The sequence below is a fragment of the Aeromonas sp. 1805 genome (assembly GCF_013085525.1).
GTDB lineage: Bacteria > Pseudomonadota > Gammaproteobacteria > Enterobacterales > Aeromonadaceae > Aeromonas > Aeromonas hydrophila.
This window is the reverse complement of record NZ_CP038515.1, coordinates 3,465,712-3,483,436: the sequence shown is the minus strand read 5'-3', so window position 1 is coordinate 3,483,436 and position 17,725 is coordinate 3,465,712. Positions and strand designations below refer to the sequence as shown.

The following is a 17,725-nucleotide window of genomic DNA, read 5'->3' as shown; positions in this document are numbered from 1 at the left end:
GAGCGAAAATTTGGTGAGGTGTCCGAGTGGCTGAAGGAGCACGCCTGGAAAGTGTGTATACGGCAACGTATCGAGGGTTCGAATCCCTCCCTCACCGCCAAATTTTAAAGAACCGACCTGATGGTCGGTTTTTTGCTTTTGGGGTTTTCAGAAGAGCGACTCCCGTGAGAGAAAGCAACAGCCTCGCCGGGGGCAAGCAACGTTACCTGCGGTGATGGACGGCTGACTGCCGCCCCCAAGTAAAAACCACACGGACTAAAGCATCCCAGCCTCACCATCCAATTTATAAGAGCCGGCTCAATGGCCGGTTTTTTGCCTTCCAACATTTGCAATCTGATCTGTCGAGGCCCCCTTCCCGTCAAAGTCCCGCGACAGACCCTCCCCTTTTCGGTAAAACGCCCTGCGTGGCTCGGCTGCTTGCCACCCGGGAAAGAAATCTGTCCATCGAGGTCAAGGCACTCACTTTATTGCTCATCGATTGGATATCATTTTGAAAAACTGATACTTAAATAGCTACACTAGCCATTATCAATATTCAGGGATGTATAAAAAATGAGCTTAATCGGCCTGGTCCTGGCATTGATCGCCATCCTGGGCGGCAACATGATCGAGGGTGGACATCCCAGCGCCCTGCTCGATCTGCCCGCCTTCCTCATCGTGATCGGAGGTACCATAGGTGCCGCCTTGACCCAGTTCCCCTTCTCCGTTGTCGGCAGCACTCTCAAGCGTTTCAAGTGGCTGCTGGCCCCCCTCAAACTCGACATGCAGCAGCAGGCCGAACTGCTGGAAAACCTGGCCGGCAATGCCAGGCGCAGCGGCATGCTGGCCCTCGAAGGCATGATCGACGAGATCAAGGATCCCTTCCTGCAAAAAGGGGTGCAGATGATGGTCGACGGCTATGAGAAGACCAAGATCCACGAGGTGCTGGAGAACGAGATCGAGTTCGAGCAAGAAGATCTCGAGCAGACCGTCAAATTCTATGAAGCCATGGGCGGCTACTGCCCGACCATGGGGATCGTGGGGGCCGTGTTTGGCCTGATCCACGCCATGGGCCTGCTGGATGCCCCTGACAAGCTGGGTGGCGCCATCGCGGTGGCCTTTATCGCCACCATCTACGGGGTATCGGCCGCCAACCTGATCTTCCTGCCCTTCGGCAACCGCTACAAAGGGTTTGCCCATCAGATCCGCCACTACAAGGAGATGACCCTGACCGGTATCCTCTGCATCGTGGATGGCGAATCCCAGCAACGCCTGCAAGTCACCCTCGAACCCTACCTCGGAGGCCACGGTGGCAAAAAAGAAAAAGGCTGAAGCGCCGGAGAACCACGAACGCTGGCTGGTCTCCTATGCCGACTTCATGACACTGCTGTTCGCCCTGTTCGTGGTGCTCTACTCCTTTGCCATGGCCAAGCAGTCTGAAACCCGGGTGCTGATCCAGGGCTTCATCGAATCGCTTGGCAAAATTGGCCTCATCTCCCCTGCTGCGGGCTCCCCCGTGATGCAGGGCGGTACCGGGATCCTGGAACCCGAGTCCAAGACCACCCCCAGCAGCCCGAAGAAAGAGACGGTATTGGAGAAGGATGCCCCCATGGCCGCCTCGGACCCCTTCAACGAGACCATCGGCGCCTCGGAAAAGCCGAGCGCAACGGAATCATGGCCTCACAAGACCAAGGAGCAGGAGTGGGTGCAGGTCACCAAGAAGAAGCTCGAGCAGCAGCTCAAGGCACAGATTGAATCCAAGGATCTGGAGGTGGAACAACTGGGCAGCCAGCTGGTGATCCGCATCGGTGAAAAGGCGCTATTCCCGGCCGACTCCGCCTTCCTGCAGCCCCAGTTCATTCCGCTGGTCAACAAGATCTCCGGCATTCTGGCTGACATTCCCGGCAAGGTGGTGGTCACCGGCCACACCGACAACTCCCAGGCCCCGGTAGAGCTCTATCGCAGCAACTGGGAACTGTCGGTATTGCGCTCCGCCTCCATCGTGCACACATTGCTGACCAACCCCAAACTCGATGCCACCCGGGTCATCGCTCAGGGGGTCGCGGATGCCCAGCCACGCTATCCCAATGACACAGCCGAGCATCGTCAGGCCAACCGTAGGGTCGAGATCACCCTCTCCCAGGGCAAGGCAGCCGAACAGGCGCTACCCATCCTCAAACCCTGATCGAGCAGACCCCGCCTGGCGGGGTCTCTCCTTTCACGATTAGTTTATTTTTCAAACGATCCCGCCATTTCCGCCACATCTTAAAAGCGATTGAAAATGATTCTCAAATAGGAACATTGACTCCGCTAGCAAAATACGATTTTCCTCCCGCTGATTAATAATTAATCCTTTGAAATGACATGTAAATCAGTACGAAAGTGGCATAATACGTAACATCCTTGTTAAGTCGCGTGATTAATTCGGTTAGGGAAAACTCCTATGTTTGCTGATATTGCTGTCCAGCATTGGGCTTTTGCTGTCTATGTAGTTGGGGCCATCTGCATCTGCCTGACCATGATCGGCCTTGCCGCCCTGCTGGGTGGTCGAGCCTATGGTCGTGCCAAGAACAAACCCTTCGAATCTGGCGTCGATTCGGTGGGCAATGCCCGTCTACGCTTCTCCGCCAAGTTCTATCTGGTTGCCATGTTCTTCGTCATCTTCGACGTCGAGGCACTCTACCTCTTCGCCTGGTCCGTCTCCGTTCGAGAAAGCGGCTGGGTCGGTTTCATCGAAGCCACCATCTTTATTTCCCTGCTGCTGGTAGGACTCGTCTACCTGTGGCGCATTGGCGCCCTCGACTGGGCACCGAAAAAGCGCGTCCTGACCGACAAGAAGCCAGACTGAATTACTGATTATCCCTTTGAGGTTGCACCATGAAGTACACCCTGACCCGGATCGACCCAGATGCGCCCGTTGAGCGCTACCCCCAGGAACAGCGCCAGACCGTCGAGGATCCCCTGGCTCAAGAGGCCTCCCGCGGCATCATGATCGGGCGCCTCGAAGAGGTGCTGCAAGACACTGTCAACTGGGGCCGCAAGAACTCCCTCTGGCCTTACAACTTCGGCATCTCCTGCTGCTACGTAGAGATGTGTACCGCCTTCACCTCCCCCCATGATGTGGCCCGCTTCGGTGCCGAAGTCATTCGTGCCTCACCGCGCCAGGCCGATTTCATGGTGATCGCCGGCACCCCCTTCATCAAGATGGCCCCCGTCATCCAGCGTCTGTATGAACAGCTGCTCGAACCCAAGTGGGTCATCTCCATGGGTGCCTGCGCCAACTCCGGCGGCATGTACGACATCTACTCGGTCGTTCAGGGCGTCGACAAGTTCCTGCCGGTCGACGTTTATATTCCGGGTTGTCCACCCCGTCCCGAGGCATTCCTGCAGGCGCTGATGCTGCTGCAGGACTCCATCGGCAAAGAGCGCCGTCCGCTCTCCTGGGTGGTTGGCGATCAGGGTATCTATCGCCCCCAAATGCCTGCCGAGAAGGACCGCAAGCGTGGCGAGCGGATCAACGTCACCAACCTGCGCACGCCGGATGAGATCTGACCATGAAACTGACTCGAGAATTTCCCAGCAACTACGCCATGGCCCAATGGCAACCGAGTGATCACAAAGACGCTCAGGTGATCGGCGAACTGTTCGCCCATTTCGGTGCCGAACGTTTCACCATCCAGAATACCCGCACCGGCGTGCCGGTGGTCTGGCTCTCCCGCGAGCTGCTGCTGGATGTCATGGGCTTCCTGCGCAAGCTCCCCTCCCCGTTCGTGATGCTGTTCGATCTCAGCGCCACCGACGAGCGGATGCGCAGCCATCGCCACGACCTGCCCGACAGCGACTTCACCGTCTTCTATCACCTCATTTCCATCGATCGCAACGCCGACCTGATGTTGAAGGTGCCGCTCAAGGAGGGTGACCTGACGCTGCCCACCGTCAGCCGCCACTTCCCCAACGCCAACTGGTATGAACGGGAAGTGTGGGATCTGATGGGCATCAATTTCGATGGTCACCCCCACTTGACCCGCATCATGATGCCCAAGAGCTGGCAGGGTCACCCGCTGCGCAAGGATTATCCGGCGCGCGCCACCGAATTCGATCCCTTCATGCTCGATGCGGTCAAACAGGATCAGGAGCAGGACAACCTGCTGTTCAAACCGGAAGAGTGGGGCATGAGCCGCGGCAACGAGAACGAGGACTACATGTTCTTGAACCTCGGCCCCAACCACCCCTCCGCGCACGGCGCCTTCCGCCTGGTGCTGCAGCTCGATGGCGAAGAGATCCGCGACTGCGTGCCCGACATCGGCTATCACCACCGCGGTGCCGAGAAGATGGGCGAGCGCCAGTCCTGGCACAGCTACATCCCCTACACCGACCGGGTCGAGTACCTGGGCGGCGTCATGAACAACCTGCCTTACGTGCTGGCGGTCGAGAAGCTGGCGGGCATCAAGGTGCCACAGCGGGTCGACATGATCCGGGTGATGCTGGCTGAGCTGTTCCGCATCCAGAGTCACCTGCTGTTCATCGGTACCTATATTCAGGACGTGGGTGCCATGACCCCGGTCTTCTTCACCTTCACCGACCGGCAGCGGATTTACACCATCATCGAGGCCATCACCGGCGCCCGCATGCATCCGGCCTGGTTCCGCATCGGCGGCGTGGCCCATGATCTGCCCGTCGGCTGGCAGCGACTGGTGCAAGACAACCTGCTGAGCTGGCTGCCCAAGCGGCTGATGGACTATGAGAAGGCCGCCATGCGCAACAGCATACTGCGTGGCCGCACCATCGGCGTCGCCGCCTACAACACCGAACAGGCGCTGGCCTGGGGCACTACGGGCGGTGGTCTGCGCGCCACCGGCCTCAACTTCGACGTGCGCAAGTGGCGCCCCTACTCCGGCTACGATCAGTTCGAATTCGAGGTGCCGGTCGGCGCCAACGGCGATGCCTACGATCGCGCCCTGGTGCGCATCGAGGAGGTGCGTCAGAGCATGCGCATCATCGAGCAGTGCATGAAGAACATGCCGGAAGGGCCGTTCAAGGCGGATCACCCGCTCACCACGCCGCCGCCCAAAGAGCGCACCCTGCAGGACATCGAGACCCTGATCACCCACTTCCTGCAAGTGTCGTGGGGCCCGGTCATGCCGGCCGCCGAGTCCTTCCAGATGATCGAGGCGACCAAGGGGATCAACAGTTATTACCTGACCAGCGATGGCTCCACCATGAGCTACCGGACCCGGATCCGCACCCCGAGCTTTGCTCACCTGCAACAGATCCCCTCGGTGATCCGTGGCCAGATGGTGTCGGACCTCATCGTCTATCTGGGCAGTATCGATTTCGTAATGTCGGATGTGGACCGTTGAGTAACGGCTGTTACCAAGACCCGTTACACGACAAAAAGGACAAGCCACAAAAGGTTAAGCCATGAGCCAGCAATGTCAGTGCCAACACAATCAGTCCCCGCAGGGACAGAGTTCATGCCAGGGCAAGGGGAACGATTTCGTCCTGAGCCAGGCAGAACGCGATGCCATCGAGCATGAGAAACACCACTACGAAGATCCCCGTGCTGCCAGCATTGAAGCGCTCAAGATAGTGCAGCAGGCCCGCGGCTGGGTACCTGACGGTGCCATCCACGCCATCGCCGCCGAGCTCGGTATCCCCGCCAGCGACGTGGAGGGGGTCGCCACTTTCTACAGCCAGATCTTCCGCCAGCCGGTCGGTCGCCACATCATCCGCGTCTGCGACAGCATGGTGTGCTACATCAACGGCCACGAACAACTGCTGGCCGGCCTGAAAGAGGTGATGGACCTGGCACCCGGCCAGACCTCCGCCGACGGCCGCTTCACCCTGCTGCCGGTCTGCTGCCTAGGCAACTGCGACAAGGGGCCGGCGCTGATGATCGACGATGACACCTACGGTGGGCTCGACGCCGTCAGCCTGCTCAAGACCCTGGAGGCTTACCCATGAGTCTGGCATCCCTTGGTACCGCCAATCGCATCGCCCGTGCGGCCGAGACCCATCCCCTCACCTGGCGGCTGCGCGACGACGGCCAGCCGGTCTGGCTGGATGAATACCAGAGCAAGCAGGGTTACGATGCGGCCCGCAAGGCACTGGGCCAGATGAGCCCGGACGAGATCGTCGGCACCGTCAAGGATGCCGGCCTCAAGGGTCGCGGCGGCGCCGGTTTCTCCACCGGCGTGAAGTGGGGCCTGATGCCCAAAGACGAGAGCATGAACATCCGTTACCTGCTCTGCAACGCCGACGAGATGGAGCCGAACACCTACAAGGATCGGCTGTTGATGGAGCAGCTGCCCCACCTGCTGATCGAGGGGATGATCATCTCTGCCAAGGCCCTCAAGGCCTACCGTGGCTACATCTTCTTGCGCGGCGAGTACGTCGATGCCGCCACCAACCTGCGCCGCGCGGTGGAGGAGGCCAAGGCTGCCGGTCTGCTCGGCAAGAACATTCTGGGCTCGGGCTTTGACTTCGAGCTGTTCGTCCACACCGGCGCGGGTCGTTACATCTGCGGCGAAGAGACGGCGCTCATCAACTCCCTGGAGGGTCGCCGCGCCAACCCGCGCGCCAAGCCCCCCTTCCCCGCCGTTTCCGGCGTCTGGGGCAAGCCCACCTGCGTCAACAACGTCGAGACCCTGTGCAACGTGCCCGCCATCATCGGCAACGGTGTGGCCTGGTATCAGGGGCTGGCGCTGCCGGGTTCGGAAGATCACGGCACCAAGCTGATGGGCTTCTCCGGCAAGGTCAACAACCCCGGCTTGTGGGAGCTACCGTTTGGCATCACCGCCCGCGAGCTGTTCGAGAACTATGCCGGCGGCATGAAGCCCGGCTATCGCCTGAAAGCCTGGCAACCGGGCGGAGCCGGTACCGGCTTCCTGCTGCCCGAGCACCTGGATGCCCAGATGTACGCTGGCGGCATCGGCAAGGTCGGCACCCGGATGGGCACGGGCCTTGCCATGGCGGTGGATGACAGCATCAACATGGTCTCCCTGCTGCGCAATATGGAAGAGTTCTTCGCCCGCGAGTCCTGCGGCTGGTGCACTCCCTGCCGCGACGGCCTGCCCTGGAGCGTCAAGCTGCTGCGCGCGCTGGAGCGAGGTGAAGGTCAGCCAGGGGATCTCGCCACCCTGGAGCAGCTGGTCAGCTTCCTCGGCCCAGGCAAGACCTTCTGCGCCCATGCCCCTGGCGCAATCGAGCCGCTGGGCAGTGCGATGAAGTATTTCCGGTCCGAATTCGAGGCCGGCGTCAAGGCGCCGCAGGATAATCGCAAGCAGCTCAAGGGTATCCAGCCCAACCTGCTGGGCGAGCGCTGGTAAGGCGCGCAGCGGGCCCGCTGAACCGGCGCGAGCCAAAGAATTTATCTCATTGAAGTCAGGGAAGTTGTATGGCCACCATTCATGTAGACGGTAAAGAGTACGAGGTAGACGGGGCAGATAACCTGCTGCAAGCCTGTCTGTCCCTTGGTCTGGACGTCCCCTATTTTTGCTGGCACCCGGCGCTCGGTAGCGTCGGCGCCTGCCGCCAGTGTGCGGTGAAACAGTATCAGAATGCCGACGACAAGCGCGGCCGCCTGGTCATGTCCTGCATGACCCCCTCCACCGATGGCACCTATATCTCCATCGAGGACGAAGAGGCGAAGGAGTTCCGCAAGACGGTGGTGGAGTGGCAGATGACCAACCACCCCCACGACTGCCCGGTGTGCGAGGAGGGTGGCTCCTGCCACCTGCAGGACATGACGGTGATGACCGGCCACAACAGCCGTCGCTACCGTTTCACCAAACGCACCCACCAGAATCAGGATCTGGGTCCCTTCATCAACCACGAGATGAACCGCTGCATCGCCTGCTATCGCTGCGTCCGTTACTACAAGGACTACGCCGGCGGCGAGGATCTCGGGGTCTACGGCGCCCACGACAACGTCTATTTCGGCCGGGTCGAGGACGGCACCCTGGAGAGCGAGTTCTCCGGCAACCTGGTGGAGGTCTGCCCCACCGGCGTATTCACCGACAAGACCCACTCCGAGCGCTACAACCGCAAGTGGGACATGCAGTTCGCCCCCAGCATCTGCCAAGGGTGCTCGGTCGGCTGCAACATCAGCCCGGGTGAGCGTTATGGCGAGCTGCGCCGCATCGAAAACCGTTATCACGGTGCCCTGAACCACTACTTCCTGTGCGACCGCGGCCGCTTCGGCTACGGTCACGTCAATCTGACCGACCGCCCGCGCCAGCCCCTGCTGCAGGATGGCAGTGACAAGCTGGCCATCACGGTGGACGGTGCCCTCAACCGGGCCGCCGATGCCCTGCGCACCGCCGCCGGCGTCATCGGCATCGGCTCACCCCGCGCCTCGCTGGAGAGCAACTACGCCCTGCGCGAACTGGTGGGTGCCGCCAACTTCTACAGCGGCGTAGAGCAAAGCGAATGGGAATGCCTGCAGAAGATGCTGCAGATCCTGCAGCACTGCGGCGTACGCACCCCCAGCCTGCGTGACATGGAAGAGGCCGACGCCGTGCTGGTGCTCGGCGAGGATGTCACCCAGACCGCCGCCCGCATCGCCCTGGCCCTGCGTCAGGCAGTCAAGGGCAAGGGCCGCGAAATCGCCCGCAAGCTGAAGGTGGATCTGTGGCAGGTCGCCGCGGTGCAGACCCTGGCCCAGAACGAGCGCTACCCGCTGCTGATCACCAGCCTGGACAGCACCCGACTGGACGACGTGGCGAGCGGCACCCTGCACGCCCCCCACGCGGATCAGGCGCGCCTGGGCTTCGCCATCGCCCATCTGCTCGATGGCAGCGCCCCTGCCCTGACCGATCTCGCCCCCGAGCAGCAGGCCCTGGCCGCCAACTGGGCCGCGCTGCTCGGCAACGCCAAGAAGCCGCTCATCATCGCCGGCACCGGTGCCCGCAGCCAGGCGCTGCTCGAGGCGGCCAGCAACATCGCCCGCGCCCTCAAGGGCCGTGGCCAGGCCGTGGAGCTCGCTCTGGTCGCTCAGGAAACCAACAGCCTAGGGCTGGCCATGCTGGCCGGCAATGCTGCCCCGCTGGAAGCCGCCCTCGAGCGTATCGAAAGCGAAGAGAAGCTCGCACTGGTGATGCTCGAGAACGATCTCTACCGCCGCGCACCGCGCAGCCGCGTCGATGCCGCCATCGACCGTCTGCAGCACCTGCTGGTGGTCGACCATCAGGACACCGGCACCGCCCAGAAGGCGAACCTGGTGCTGCCTGCCGCCAGCTTCGCCGAGGCCGACGGTACCCTGATCAACATGGAAGGCCGCGCCCAGCGCTTCTTCCAGGTGTATGCCCCCGCCTTCTACGATGCCGACATCCAGGTGCGCGAGAGCTGGCGCTGGCTGGCCGCCCTGCAAGGCGTGCTGGATCGCAAACCGCTGCGCTGGAACACCTTCGACGAGGTGAGCAGTGCCTGCGCCGCCAGCTCCCCGCTGTTGACCAGCATGCGCGAAGCCGCACCCAACGCGGGTCTGCGCATCCGTGGCATGAAGCTAGCCCGCGAGCCGCACCGCTACAGCGGCCGTACCTCCATGCTGGCGGATCGGAACGTGAGCGAGCCCAGAGTCGCCCAGGATCCCGACTCGCCCTTCAACTTCTCCATGGAAGGCTACGCCGGTGCCCGCCAGCCGCTGCAACAGGTGCCGTTCGCCTGGGCGCCGGGCTGGAACTCCCCATCCGCCTGGAACAAGTTCCAGGATGAAGTGGGTGGCAACCTGCGCGCCGGCGATCCCGGTCGCCGTCTGCTGGAAGCGGGTGAGGACAGCCTCGGCTGGTTCGACACCGTCCCCGCCCCGTTCAGTGCCAAAGAGGCGCTGCAGGTGGTGAGCTATGACCAGCTGTTTGGCGGCGAAGAGCTGTCTGCCAGAAGCCCGGTCATCCAGGCCCGCATGAGCGAGCCCGTGCTGGTGCTGAACCCGGCCGACGCCAACCGTCTCGCCCTCAGTGCCGGCAGCCAGGTCGCCTTCTCCTGGGGTGGCCACCACTGGCGGCTGACCCTGCGTCTGAGCGAGCATCTGACCGCGGGTCTGGTGGGCCTGCCGCTTGGTGTCAACGGTCTGCCGACCGCCCTGCACCAGCAATATCTCGCTAACCTGCAGGAGGCCATCGCATGAGTGACTCTCTGATCGATCTGTTGCTGGAAATCGGCAAGGCATTGATCGTGCTGGTGGGGATCGTGGGGGCCGGCGCCTTCATGAGCTTCATCGAGCGCCGTCTGCTGGCGCTGTGGCAGGATCGTTACGGCCCCAACCGGGTAGGCCCCTTCGGCCTGCTGCAGCTGGCGGCCGACATGATCAAGATGTTCTTCAAAGAGGACTGGATCCCGCCGTTCGCCGATCGCCGGATCTTCGTGCTGGCCCCCATCATCGCCTTTACCGCCTTCATTCTGGCGTTTGCAGTGGTGCCCATCACCCCCACCTGGGGCGTGGCGGACCTCAACGTGGGGCTGCTCTACATCCTGGCCATCGCGGGGCTGGCGGTCTACGCCGTGCTGTTCGCCGGCTGGTCGAGCAACAACAAGTACTCATTGCTCGGCAGCCTGCGCGCCTCGGCTCAGACCCTCTCCTACGAGGTGTTTCTCGGCCTCTCCTTGATGGGCATCGTCATCCAGACCGGCAGCTTCAACCTGCGGGATATCGTAGAAGCCCAGGCAGGACTGTGGAACGTGATCCCCCAGATCCTGGGCTTCATCACCTTCCTGTTTGCCGGCGTCGCCGTCACCCACCGCCATCCGTTTGACCAGCCGGAAGCCGAGCAGGAGCTCGCCGACGGCTATCACATCGAGTATGCGGGCATGAAATGGGGTCTGTTCTTCGTGGGCGAGTACATCGGCATCGTGCTGATCTCTTCGCTCATCGTGACCCTGTTCTTCGGTGGCTGGCACGGCCCCTGGCTGCCGCCCTTCATCTGGTTTGCCCTGAAGACCGCCTGTTTCATGGTGTTCTTCATCCTGCTGCGGGCCTCCCTGCCCCGCCCGCGCTTTGACCAGGTGATGTCGTTTGGCTGGAAAGTCTGCCTGCCGCTGACCCTGCTCAACATGCTGGTCACCGGTGCCGTGGTGCTGATGAATGCGCAGTGAGGCCGCAATGGACAGAAAAATTGTGATGCCGTTTGGCTGGAACGTCTGCTTGCCCGCCGCCCTGCATCCCGCTCGGGATGCAGCCGGTACGGGCTGTGGTGCTGATGAATGTGCAGTGAGGCACGACTATGAAAATTATTAACATCATCAAGGGTGTCGGCACCCAATTGCGCAGCCTGGGGATGGTGTTCTCCCATGCCTGGAGCCCCCGCGAGACCCTCAACTATCCGGAACAAGCAGTCTATGCGGCACCCCGCTATCGCGGCCGCATCGTGCTGACTCGCGATCCGGACGGCGACGAGCGCTGCGTGGCCTGCAACCTGTGTGCGGTGGCCTGCCCGGTCGGCTGCATCTCGCTGCAGAAATCCGAGCGGGAAGATGGTCGCTGGTACCCTGAGTTCTTTCGCATCAACTTCTCTCGCTGCATCTTCTGCGGCCTGTGCGAAGAGGCCTGCCCCACCACCGCCATCCAGCTGACGCCGGATTTCGAGATGGGCGAGTACCGCCGCCAGGATCTGGTGTACGAGAAGGAAGATCTGCTGATAAGCGGCCCCGGCAAGTATCCGGATTACAACTTCTACCGCATGAGCGGGATGGCCATCGACGGCAAGCCGAAAGGGGATGCCGAAAACGAAGCCAAGCCCATCGATGTCAAGAGCCTGCTGCCCTGAGGAGTCAATCATGGAACTGGCATTCTATGCCGCGGCCCTGGTCGCCATTTACAGCACGCTGCGGGTGATCAGCACCAGCAATCCGATGCACGCGCTGCTCAATCTCATTATCTCCCTCATCGCCGTGGCCATGATCTTCTTCTGCCTGGGCGCCTCCTTCGCGGGTGCCCTGCAAGTGATCGTCTATGCGGGCGCCATCATGGTGCTGTTCGTGTTCGTGGTGATGATGCTGAACCTGGGCTCGGCCCAGGATCAGGAAAAGAACTGGCTCACCCCCACCACCTGGGTGGGCCCCGGCCTGCTTTCGCTCATTCTGCTGGGTTTTCTGGCCTACGGCATTCTCGGGGTCACCGGCGGTGAACTTGGTCTGACCGACGTCAGTGCCAAAGCGGTCGGCATCGCCCTGTTCGGTCCTTACGTGCTGGCGGTGGAGCTTGCCTCCATCCTGCTGCTGGCGGGTCTGGTCACCGCCTATCACCTGGGCCGTGAAGACAAGAGCGGGGAAGTGCTCTCCGTGCCAAAAGCCTCGGCACATCCGTCTCAAGAAGGAGGTCAATCATGAACGGAATCCCGATGGAACACGGCCTGCTGCTGGCTGCCGTGCTGTTCTGTATCGGCCTGTGCGGCCTGCTGATACGTCGCAACTTGCTGTTTATCCTCATGAGTATCGAGATCATGATGAACGCGTCGGCACTGGCATTCGTGGTGGCTGGCAGCCGCTGGGCCCAGGCTGATGGCCAGATCATGTACATACTGGTGATTTCTCTGGCGGCAGCGGAGGCCAGTATCGGCCTCGCCCTGTTACTGCTGCTCTATCGTCGTTACCACACCCTCAACGTGGACACTGTGAGCGAGATGCGCGGATGAGCCTCCTATACCTGACTTTTCTGTTTCCGCTGCTGGGATGGCTGGTGCTGGCCTTCTCCATCGGTCGTTTCGGCGAGCGCACTGCTGCGCTCATCGGCGTCGGCAGCATAGGGCTGTCGGCCCTCACTACCCTGTGGGTCGGCATCGATTTCCTCAACACCATGCCAACTGGCGGCGTCTATACCCAGACCCTGTGGCAGTGGATAACGGTGGGTAACTTCACCCCCACCTTCCGCCTGGCGCTGGACGGTCTGTCGCTGACCATGCTCGGCGTGGTCACCGGGGTGGGTTTCTTCATCCACCTGTTCGCCTCCTGGTACATGCGCGGGGAAGAGGGCTATTCACGCTTCTTCACCTACACCAACCTGTTCATCGCCAGCATGGTGTTTCTGGTGCTGGCCGATGACCTGCTGTTCGTCTACCTCGGCTGGGAAGGGGTGGGGCTGTGCAGCTACCTGCTGATCGGCTTCTACTACCGCAATCCGGCCAACGGCGCCGCCGCTCTCAAGGCGTTCGTGGTGACCCGGGTCGGCGACGTGTTCCTCGCTATCGGTCTGTTCGTCCTCTACCGGGAGCTGGGTACCCTCAACATTCACGAGTTGCTGGTCCGCGCACCGCTGATGTTTGCCGAGGGTTCCCCTGCCCTGTCGTTTGCCTGTCTGATGCTGCTTGGCGGCGCCGTCGGCAAATCGGCCCAGCTGCCGCTGCAAACCTGGCTGGCGGATGCGATGGCGGGCCCGACCCCGGTCTCGGCGCTGATCCACGCGGCCACCATGGTGACTGCCGGTGTCTATCTCATCGCCCGTACCCACGGTCTGTTCCTGCTGGCCCCCGAGATCCTGCATCTGGTGGCGCTGGTCGGTGCCATCACGCTAGTGCTGGCAGGCTTTGCCGCCCTGGTGCAAACCGACATCAAGCGGATCCTGGCTTACTCCACCATGAGCCAGATCGGCTACATGTTCCTGGCCCTCGGTGTTGGCGCCTGGGAAGGGGCCATCTTCCACCTGATGACCCATGCCTTCTTCAAGGCGCTGCTGTTCCTCTCCGCCGGTGCCGTGATCGTCGCGACCCACCACGAGCAGAACATCTTCAAGATGGGGGGCCTGCGCAAGAGCCTGCCGCTGGTCTATGCCTGCTTCCTGGTCGGGGGCTCGGCCCTGGCCGCGCTGCCGCTGGTGACCGCCGGTTTCTACAGTAAAGACGCCATCCTGTGGCAGGTGCAGGCCAGTGGCCAGAGCGCCCTGCTGTGGGCCGGTCTGGGTGGTGCCTTCCTCACCTCCCTCTACACCTTCCGCCTGATCTTCATCGCCTTCCACGGCAAGGAGCAGACCCAGGCTCACGCCGGTCACGGTCTGGCCCACCAGCTGCCGCTGCTGGTCCTGCTGGTGCTCTCCACCGGTATCGGCGCCTTGATCGTGCCGCCGCTGGCGGGGGTGCTGCCGGCAGGTCCGGGGGACCATATCGAAGAGGGGCGCCATGGGCTGGAGATCACCTCCGCCATCATCGCCATCGCCGGCATTGCCCTGGCTGCCTTCCTGTTCCTGGGCGAGCGCCGCCTGGCCAGCAGCGTGGCCAACAGCGCGCCGGGCAAGTTGCTCAGCACTCTCTGGTTCAATGCCTGGGGCTTTGACTGGCTTTACGATCAGCTGTGGGTCAAGCCGTATCTGCTGGCGACCCGACTGCTCGGCAAGGATCCGCTGGACTGGATGATGAACCTGCCGGCCTGGCTGGCACAGAGTGGCCACCAGCTGTTGGCCTGGACCGTTTCCGGCAAGTTGCGCTGGTATGCAGCCTCCATGGGGATGGGCGCCGCCCTGATCCTGGCCCTGCTGCTGCTCGGCTGATCCCGTGATGCAGCCCCTGAACTCGCAGCAAGCCCACGGGCCTGCACAGTGACTAGAACATAGACGAGAGCTGATATCGTGACCTTACTCTGGATCTTGTTAATACCTTTCATCGGCGGTCTGCTCTGTTGGCAGACCGAGCGATTCGGCGAGTACTTCGTACGCTGGGTCGCCCTGCTGTCGATGAGCGCCTGCCTGCTGCTCTCCTGCGCCATCTGGTGGAGCGGTGACTTCACCCTGGCAGCCCAGGGCGGCGTGCCCGTCTGGGCCGCCGAACTGCAATTGCCCTGGATCCCCCGCTTCGGCATCTCATTGCACCTGGCGGTGGATGGCTTGTCGCTGTTGATGGTGATCCTCACCTGCTTCATCGGCGTGCTGGCCATCCTCTGTTCCTGGAAGGAAATCGTGCAGCGCATCGGCTTCTTCCACCTCAACCTGTTGTGGATCCTGGGTGGCGTGCTCGGCGTCTTCATGGCGCTGGACCTGTTCCTCTTCTTCTTCTTCTGGGAGATGATGCTGGTACCGATGTACTTCCTGATTGCGCTGTGGGGCCACTCGGTCACCGACGGCAAATCCCGGATCAACGCCGCCACCAAGTTCTTCATCTACACCCAGGTCAGCGGCCTCATCATGCTGGTCGCCATCCTGGGCCTGGTGCTGACTCACCATGCCGCCACCGGCGTGTTCACCTTTGACTATCAGGACTTGCTGAACACCCCGATGAGCAAGGGCGTGCAGTGGCTGCTGATGCTGGGCTTCTTCATCGCCTTCGCGGTCAAGATGCCGCTAGTACCGCTGCACGGCTGGCTGCCGGATGCCCACAGCCAGGCACCGACCGCGGGTTCCGTGGACTTGGCGGGGATCCTGCTGAAGACCGCCGCCTACGGCCTGCTGCGCTTCGCCCTGCCGCTGTTCCCCGAGGCGTCCGCCGAATTTGCCCCCTACGCCATGGTGCTGGGTCTCATCGGCATCGTCTACGGCGCCATCGTGGCGTTTGCCCAGACCGACATCAAACGGCTGGTGGCCTACACCAGCATCTCCCACATGGGCTTCGTGATGATCGCCATCTACTCCGGCAGCGAACTGGCCCTGCAGGGCGCCGTGGTACAGATGATCGCCCACGGCCTCTCCGCCGCCGGCCTCTTCATCCTGTGCGGTCAGCTCTACGAGCGGCTGCACACCCGGGACCTGCGTCTGATGGGTGGGCTGTGGGGTCGTCTGCGCTACCTGCCCGGCGTGATGCTGTTCTTCTCGGTCGCCTCTCTGGGGATGCCAGGCACCGGCAACTTCGTCGGCGAGTTCCTGATCCTCATCGGCAGCTTCCAGGTTGCCCCCGTGCTCACCATCATCGCCACCTTCGGCCTGGTGCTGGCTTCGGTCTACTCCCTCATCATGCTGCAGCGCGCCTGCTTCGGTACCCCCAAGGACGAGAGCGTCCTCAAGGGGCTCGACAGCCGCGAACTGGTGATGATGATGACCATTGCCGGCCTGCTGGTGTTGCTCGGTGTCTATCCCCAGCCTGTGCTCGACACCGCGGGCAACAGCCTGCTGAGCGTGCTGCACTGGTACGCCCTGCCCTTCGCAGGAGCATTGCAATGAGAGTGACCGCTGTTAAACCGCTGGCCCTGTTGCCTTCCTTGTCCATTACAGGAGCACTGCAATGACCTTCACCGCTTCGCAACTGCTGGCCCTGCTGCCCCTGTTGCTGACAACCGGGGCCATGGTGGCCCTGATGCTGGCCATCGCCTGGAAACGGTGCGATGACACCGCCTTCGTGGTCACCATCGCCGGTCTCAACCTGGCGCTCTTCTCCCTACCCATCGTGATGGCACAAGGAGATCAAGGGGTCACCCCGCTGCTGCAGATCGATGGCTACGCCGTCTTCTACATGGGCCTGGTGCTCATCGGTGCCCTGGCAACCTGTACCTTCGGCCGCTCCTGGCTCAAGGGTTATCCGGACAACCGGGAAGAGTTCTACCTGCTGCTGCTGATCGCCACCGCCGGTGGCCTGGTGCTGGCCGGCTCACGTCACCTCGCCTCCCTGTTCATCGGGATCGAGATGCTGACCCTGCCTATGTTCGGTCTGGTGGGCTACGCCTATCGCGAGCGCCACTCGCTGGAGGCCAGCATCAAGTACATGGTGCTCTCCGCCGCCGCCACCGCCTTCCTGCTGTTCGGCATGGCGCTGCTCTATGCCCAGGCCGGCAGCCTGAGCTTCAGCGATCTGGGGCTGACCCTGGCCACCACCCCGGCTCACCACCCGTTGCTGATGGGCGGTCTGGGTCTGATGCTGGTCGGCTTTGCCTTCAAGCTCTCCCTAGCACCGTTCCACCTCTGGACCCCGGACGTGTACGAAGGGGCGCCGGCCCCGGTGGCCACCTTCCTCGCCACCGTCAGCAAGATCGCGGTGTTCTGCGTGCTGCTGCGCTTCTACCTGGCGGTGCCCGCCGCCGCGGATCCCATGATCCACTGGCTGCTGGCCGCCATGGCGGTGGTTTCCATCGTCATCGGCAACCTGCTGGCTCTGCTGCAGACCAACATCAAGCGGATGATGGGTTACTCCTCCATCTCCCACTTCGGCTACCTGCTGGCGGTGATCGTGGCGAGCCGTCTCGGCCAGATGCCGGTGGAAGCGGCCGGCGTCTATCTGCTGATGTATCTGTTCACCAGCCTGGGGGCCTTCGGCGTCATCAGCATGATGTCCAGCCCCTATCGCGGCAAGGATGCGGACTCCCTGCACAGCTACCGCGGCCTGTTCTGGCGTCGTCCCTACCTGACCGCCGTGCTGACCGTGATGATGCTCTCGCTGGCCGGTATCCCCATGACGCTCGGCTTCATCGGCAAGTTCTACCTGATCGGGGTGACCGTTGATGCGAAGCTGTGGTGGCTCTCCGGCGCCATCGTGCTCGGCAGTGCGCTGGGTCTCTACTACTACCTGCGGGTCATGGTCACCCTCTACCTGCGCGAGCCCGGCATGCAGCTGCGCGACGCCAAGGGGGACTGGGCCATCACCTCCGGTGGTCTGGTGGTACTGCTCTCCGCCGCGCTGGTGGTGGCACTGGGTCTCTATCCCCAGCCGGTCATCAGCCTGGTGCAGGGCTTCCAGAACGTGGTGCTGCACTGATTTCACGCCACCAAAAAAACCGGCCCAAGTGGTCGGTTTTTTTATCTCCACAGCGCAGGATGTCTGTTCAGCTGTTTCAAATTTATCTGCCTTTATAACGGCTTATGGCCGCTTGCCGGACACGACCGGGTATCCACCGCGCCCCCCTT

At 62.3% G+C, this 17,725-nt stretch carries 15 protein-coding genes and 1 tRNA gene; all 16 read left to right on the top strand.

Annotated features, from left to right (window positions below):
- Positions 1–12: 12 nt before the first annotated feature.
- Positions 13–100 (top strand) — tRNA-Ser (locus tag E5E96_RS16365).
- A gap of 452 nt (positions 101–552) precedes the next feature.
- Positions 553–1,311 carry a flagellar motor protein gene (locus E5E96_RS16360; protein ID WP_011705668.1) on the top strand — a complete coding sequence of 253 codons (759 nt, stop codon included), beginning with the start codon at positions 553–555 and terminating at the stop codon, positions 1,309–1,311.
- Entirely contained in the window at positions 1,289–2,164 is an 876-nt protein-coding gene (locus E5E96_RS16355) for a flagellar motor protein MotB (protein WP_130632587.1), read from the top strand. Before E5E96_RS16360 ends, E5E96_RS16355 begins: the two co-directional genes overlap by 23 nt.
- Before the next feature lie 258 nt (positions 2,165–2,422).
- Complete coding sequence (locus E5E96_RS16350; protein ID WP_016350419.1) at positions 2,423–2,827, top strand: NADH-quinone oxidoreductase subunit A; 405 nt, start codon at positions 2,423–2,425, stop codon at positions 2,825–2,827.
- A 29-nt stretch (positions 2,828–2,856) separates the two neighbouring features.
- Positions 2,857–3,531 carry an NADH-quinone oxidoreductase subunit B family protein gene (locus tag E5E96_RS16345; protein WP_005299840.1) on the top strand — a complete coding sequence of 225 codons (675 nt, stop codon included), beginning with the start codon at positions 2,857–2,859 and terminating at the stop codon, positions 3,529–3,531.
- Positions 3,532–3,533: 2 nt separating this feature from the next.
- On the top strand, positions 3,534–5,339 hold the full coding sequence (gene nuoC / locus E5E96_RS16340) for an NADH-quinone oxidoreductase subunit C/D (RefSeq protein ID WP_041218270.1): 1,806 nt from the start codon (positions 3,534–3,536) through the stop codon (positions 5,337–5,339).
- A 61-nt stretch (positions 5,340–5,400) separates the two neighbouring features.
- On the top strand, positions 5,401–5,943 hold the full coding sequence (gene nuoE, locus E5E96_RS16335; RefSeq protein WP_029303307.1) for an NADH-quinone oxidoreductase subunit NuoE: 543 nt from the start codon (positions 5,401–5,403) through the stop codon (positions 5,941–5,943).
- Positions 5,940–7,307 carry an NADH-quinone oxidoreductase subunit NuoF gene (nuoF, locus tag E5E96_RS16330; protein WP_042064349.1) on the top strand — a complete coding sequence of 456 codons (1,368 nt, stop codon included), beginning with the start codon at positions 5,940–5,942 and terminating at the stop codon, positions 7,305–7,307. The genes nuoE and nuoF overlap by 4 nt, the downstream gene beginning before the upstream one ends.
- 68 nt (positions 7,308–7,375) lie before the next feature.
- Complete coding sequence (gene nuoG / locus E5E96_RS16325; RefSeq protein ID WP_171282610.1) at positions 7,376–10,105, top strand: NADH-quinone oxidoreductase subunit NuoG; 2,730 nt, start codon at positions 7,376–7,378, stop codon at positions 10,103–10,105.
- Positions 10,102–11,070: an NADH-quinone oxidoreductase subunit NuoH gene (nuoH, locus tag E5E96_RS16320; protein WP_011705661.1), complete on the top strand. Its 969-nt coding sequence runs from the start codon at positions 10,102–10,104 to the stop codon at positions 11,068–11,070. The genes nuoG and nuoH overlap by 4 nt, the downstream gene beginning before the upstream one ends.
- A 128-nt stretch (positions 11,071–11,198) precedes the next feature.
- Positions 11,199–11,741: an NADH-quinone oxidoreductase subunit NuoI gene (nuoI, locus tag E5E96_RS16315; RefSeq protein WP_011705660.1), complete on the top strand. Its 543-nt coding sequence runs from the start codon at positions 11,199–11,201 to the stop codon at positions 11,739–11,741.
- A 10-nt stretch (positions 11,742–11,751) separates the two neighbouring features.
- Complete coding sequence (gene nuoJ, locus E5E96_RS16310; RefSeq protein WP_042064347.1) at positions 11,752–12,303, top strand: NADH-quinone oxidoreductase subunit J; 552 nt, start codon at positions 11,752–11,754, stop codon at positions 12,301–12,303.
- Positions 12,300–12,608 (top strand): NADH-quinone oxidoreductase subunit NuoK, encoded by a 309-nt coding sequence (nuoK, locus tag E5E96_RS16305; RefSeq protein WP_005299823.1) that lies wholly within the window; start codon positions 12,300–12,302, stop codon positions 12,606–12,608. Before nuoJ ends, nuoK begins: the two co-directional genes overlap by 4 nt.
- Positions 12,605–14,452: an NADH-quinone oxidoreductase subunit L gene (gene nuoL / locus E5E96_RS16300; protein ID WP_146061879.1), complete on the top strand. Its 1,848-nt coding sequence runs from the start codon at positions 12,605–12,607 to the stop codon at positions 14,450–14,452. The genes nuoK and nuoL overlap by 4 nt, the downstream gene beginning before the upstream one ends.
- Before the next feature lie 78 nt (positions 14,453–14,530).
- The gene (nuoM, locus tag E5E96_RS16295; RefSeq protein ID WP_016350413.1) at positions 14,531–16,051 is read left to right on the top strand and encodes an NADH-quinone oxidoreductase subunit M; all 1,521 of its coding nucleotides are present in this window, start codon (positions 14,531–14,533) and stop codon (positions 16,049–16,051) included.
- A 61-nt stretch (positions 16,052–16,112) separates the two neighbouring features.
- Positions 16,113–17,576, top strand: a complete 1,464-nt coding sequence (nuoN, locus tag E5E96_RS16290) for an NADH-quinone oxidoreductase subunit NuoN (RefSeq protein ID WP_017410206.1) — start codon at positions 16,113–16,115, stop codon at positions 17,574–17,576.
- Positions 17,577–17,725 lie beyond the last annotated feature (149 nt).

Coding starts and splice junctions, on each gene's coding strand:
- nuoG (WP_171282610.1), top strand. CDS start 7,376: ATGGCCACCATTCATGTAGACGGTAAAGAGTACGAGGTAGACGGGGCA.
- nuoC (WP_041218270.1), top strand. CDS start 3,534: ATGAAACTGACTCGAGAATTTCCCAGCAACTACGCCATGGCCCAATGG.
- nuoJ (WP_042064347.1), top strand. CDS start 11,752: ATGGAACTGGCATTCTATGCCGCGGCCCTGGTCGCCATTTACAGCACG.
- E5E96_RS16345 (WP_005299840.1), top strand. CDS start 2,857: ATGAAGTACACCCTGACCCGGATCGACCCAGATGCGCCCGTTGAGCGC.
- nuoF (WP_042064349.1), top strand. CDS start 5,940: ATGAGTCTGGCATCCCTTGGTACCGCCAATCGCATCGCCCGTGCGGCC.
- nuoL (WP_146061879.1), top strand. CDS start 12,605: ATGAGCCTCCTATACCTGACTTTTCTGTTTCCGCTGCTGGGATGGCTG.
- E5E96_RS16360 (WP_011705668.1), top strand. CDS start 553: ATGAGCTTAATCGGCCTGGTCCTGGCATTGATCGCCATCCTGGGCGGC.
- nuoH (WP_011705661.1), top strand. CDS start 10,102: ATGAGTGACTCTCTGATCGATCTGTTGCTGGAAATCGGCAAGGCATTG.
- nuoI (WP_011705660.1), top strand. CDS start 11,199: ATGAAAATTATTAACATCATCAAGGGTGTCGGCACCCAATTGCGCAGC.
- nuoN (WP_017410206.1), top strand. CDS start 16,113: ATGACCTTCACCGCTTCGCAACTGCTGGCCCTGCTGCCCCTGTTGCTG.
- E5E96_RS16350 (WP_016350419.1), top strand. CDS start 2,423: ATGTTTGCTGATATTGCTGTCCAGCATTGGGCTTTTGCTGTCTATGTA.
- nuoK (WP_005299823.1), top strand. CDS start 12,300: ATGAACGGAATCCCGATGGAACACGGCCTGCTGCTGGCTGCCGTGCTG.
- nuoE (WP_029303307.1), top strand. CDS start 5,401: ATGAGCCAGCAATGTCAGTGCCAACACAATCAGTCCCCGCAGGGACAG.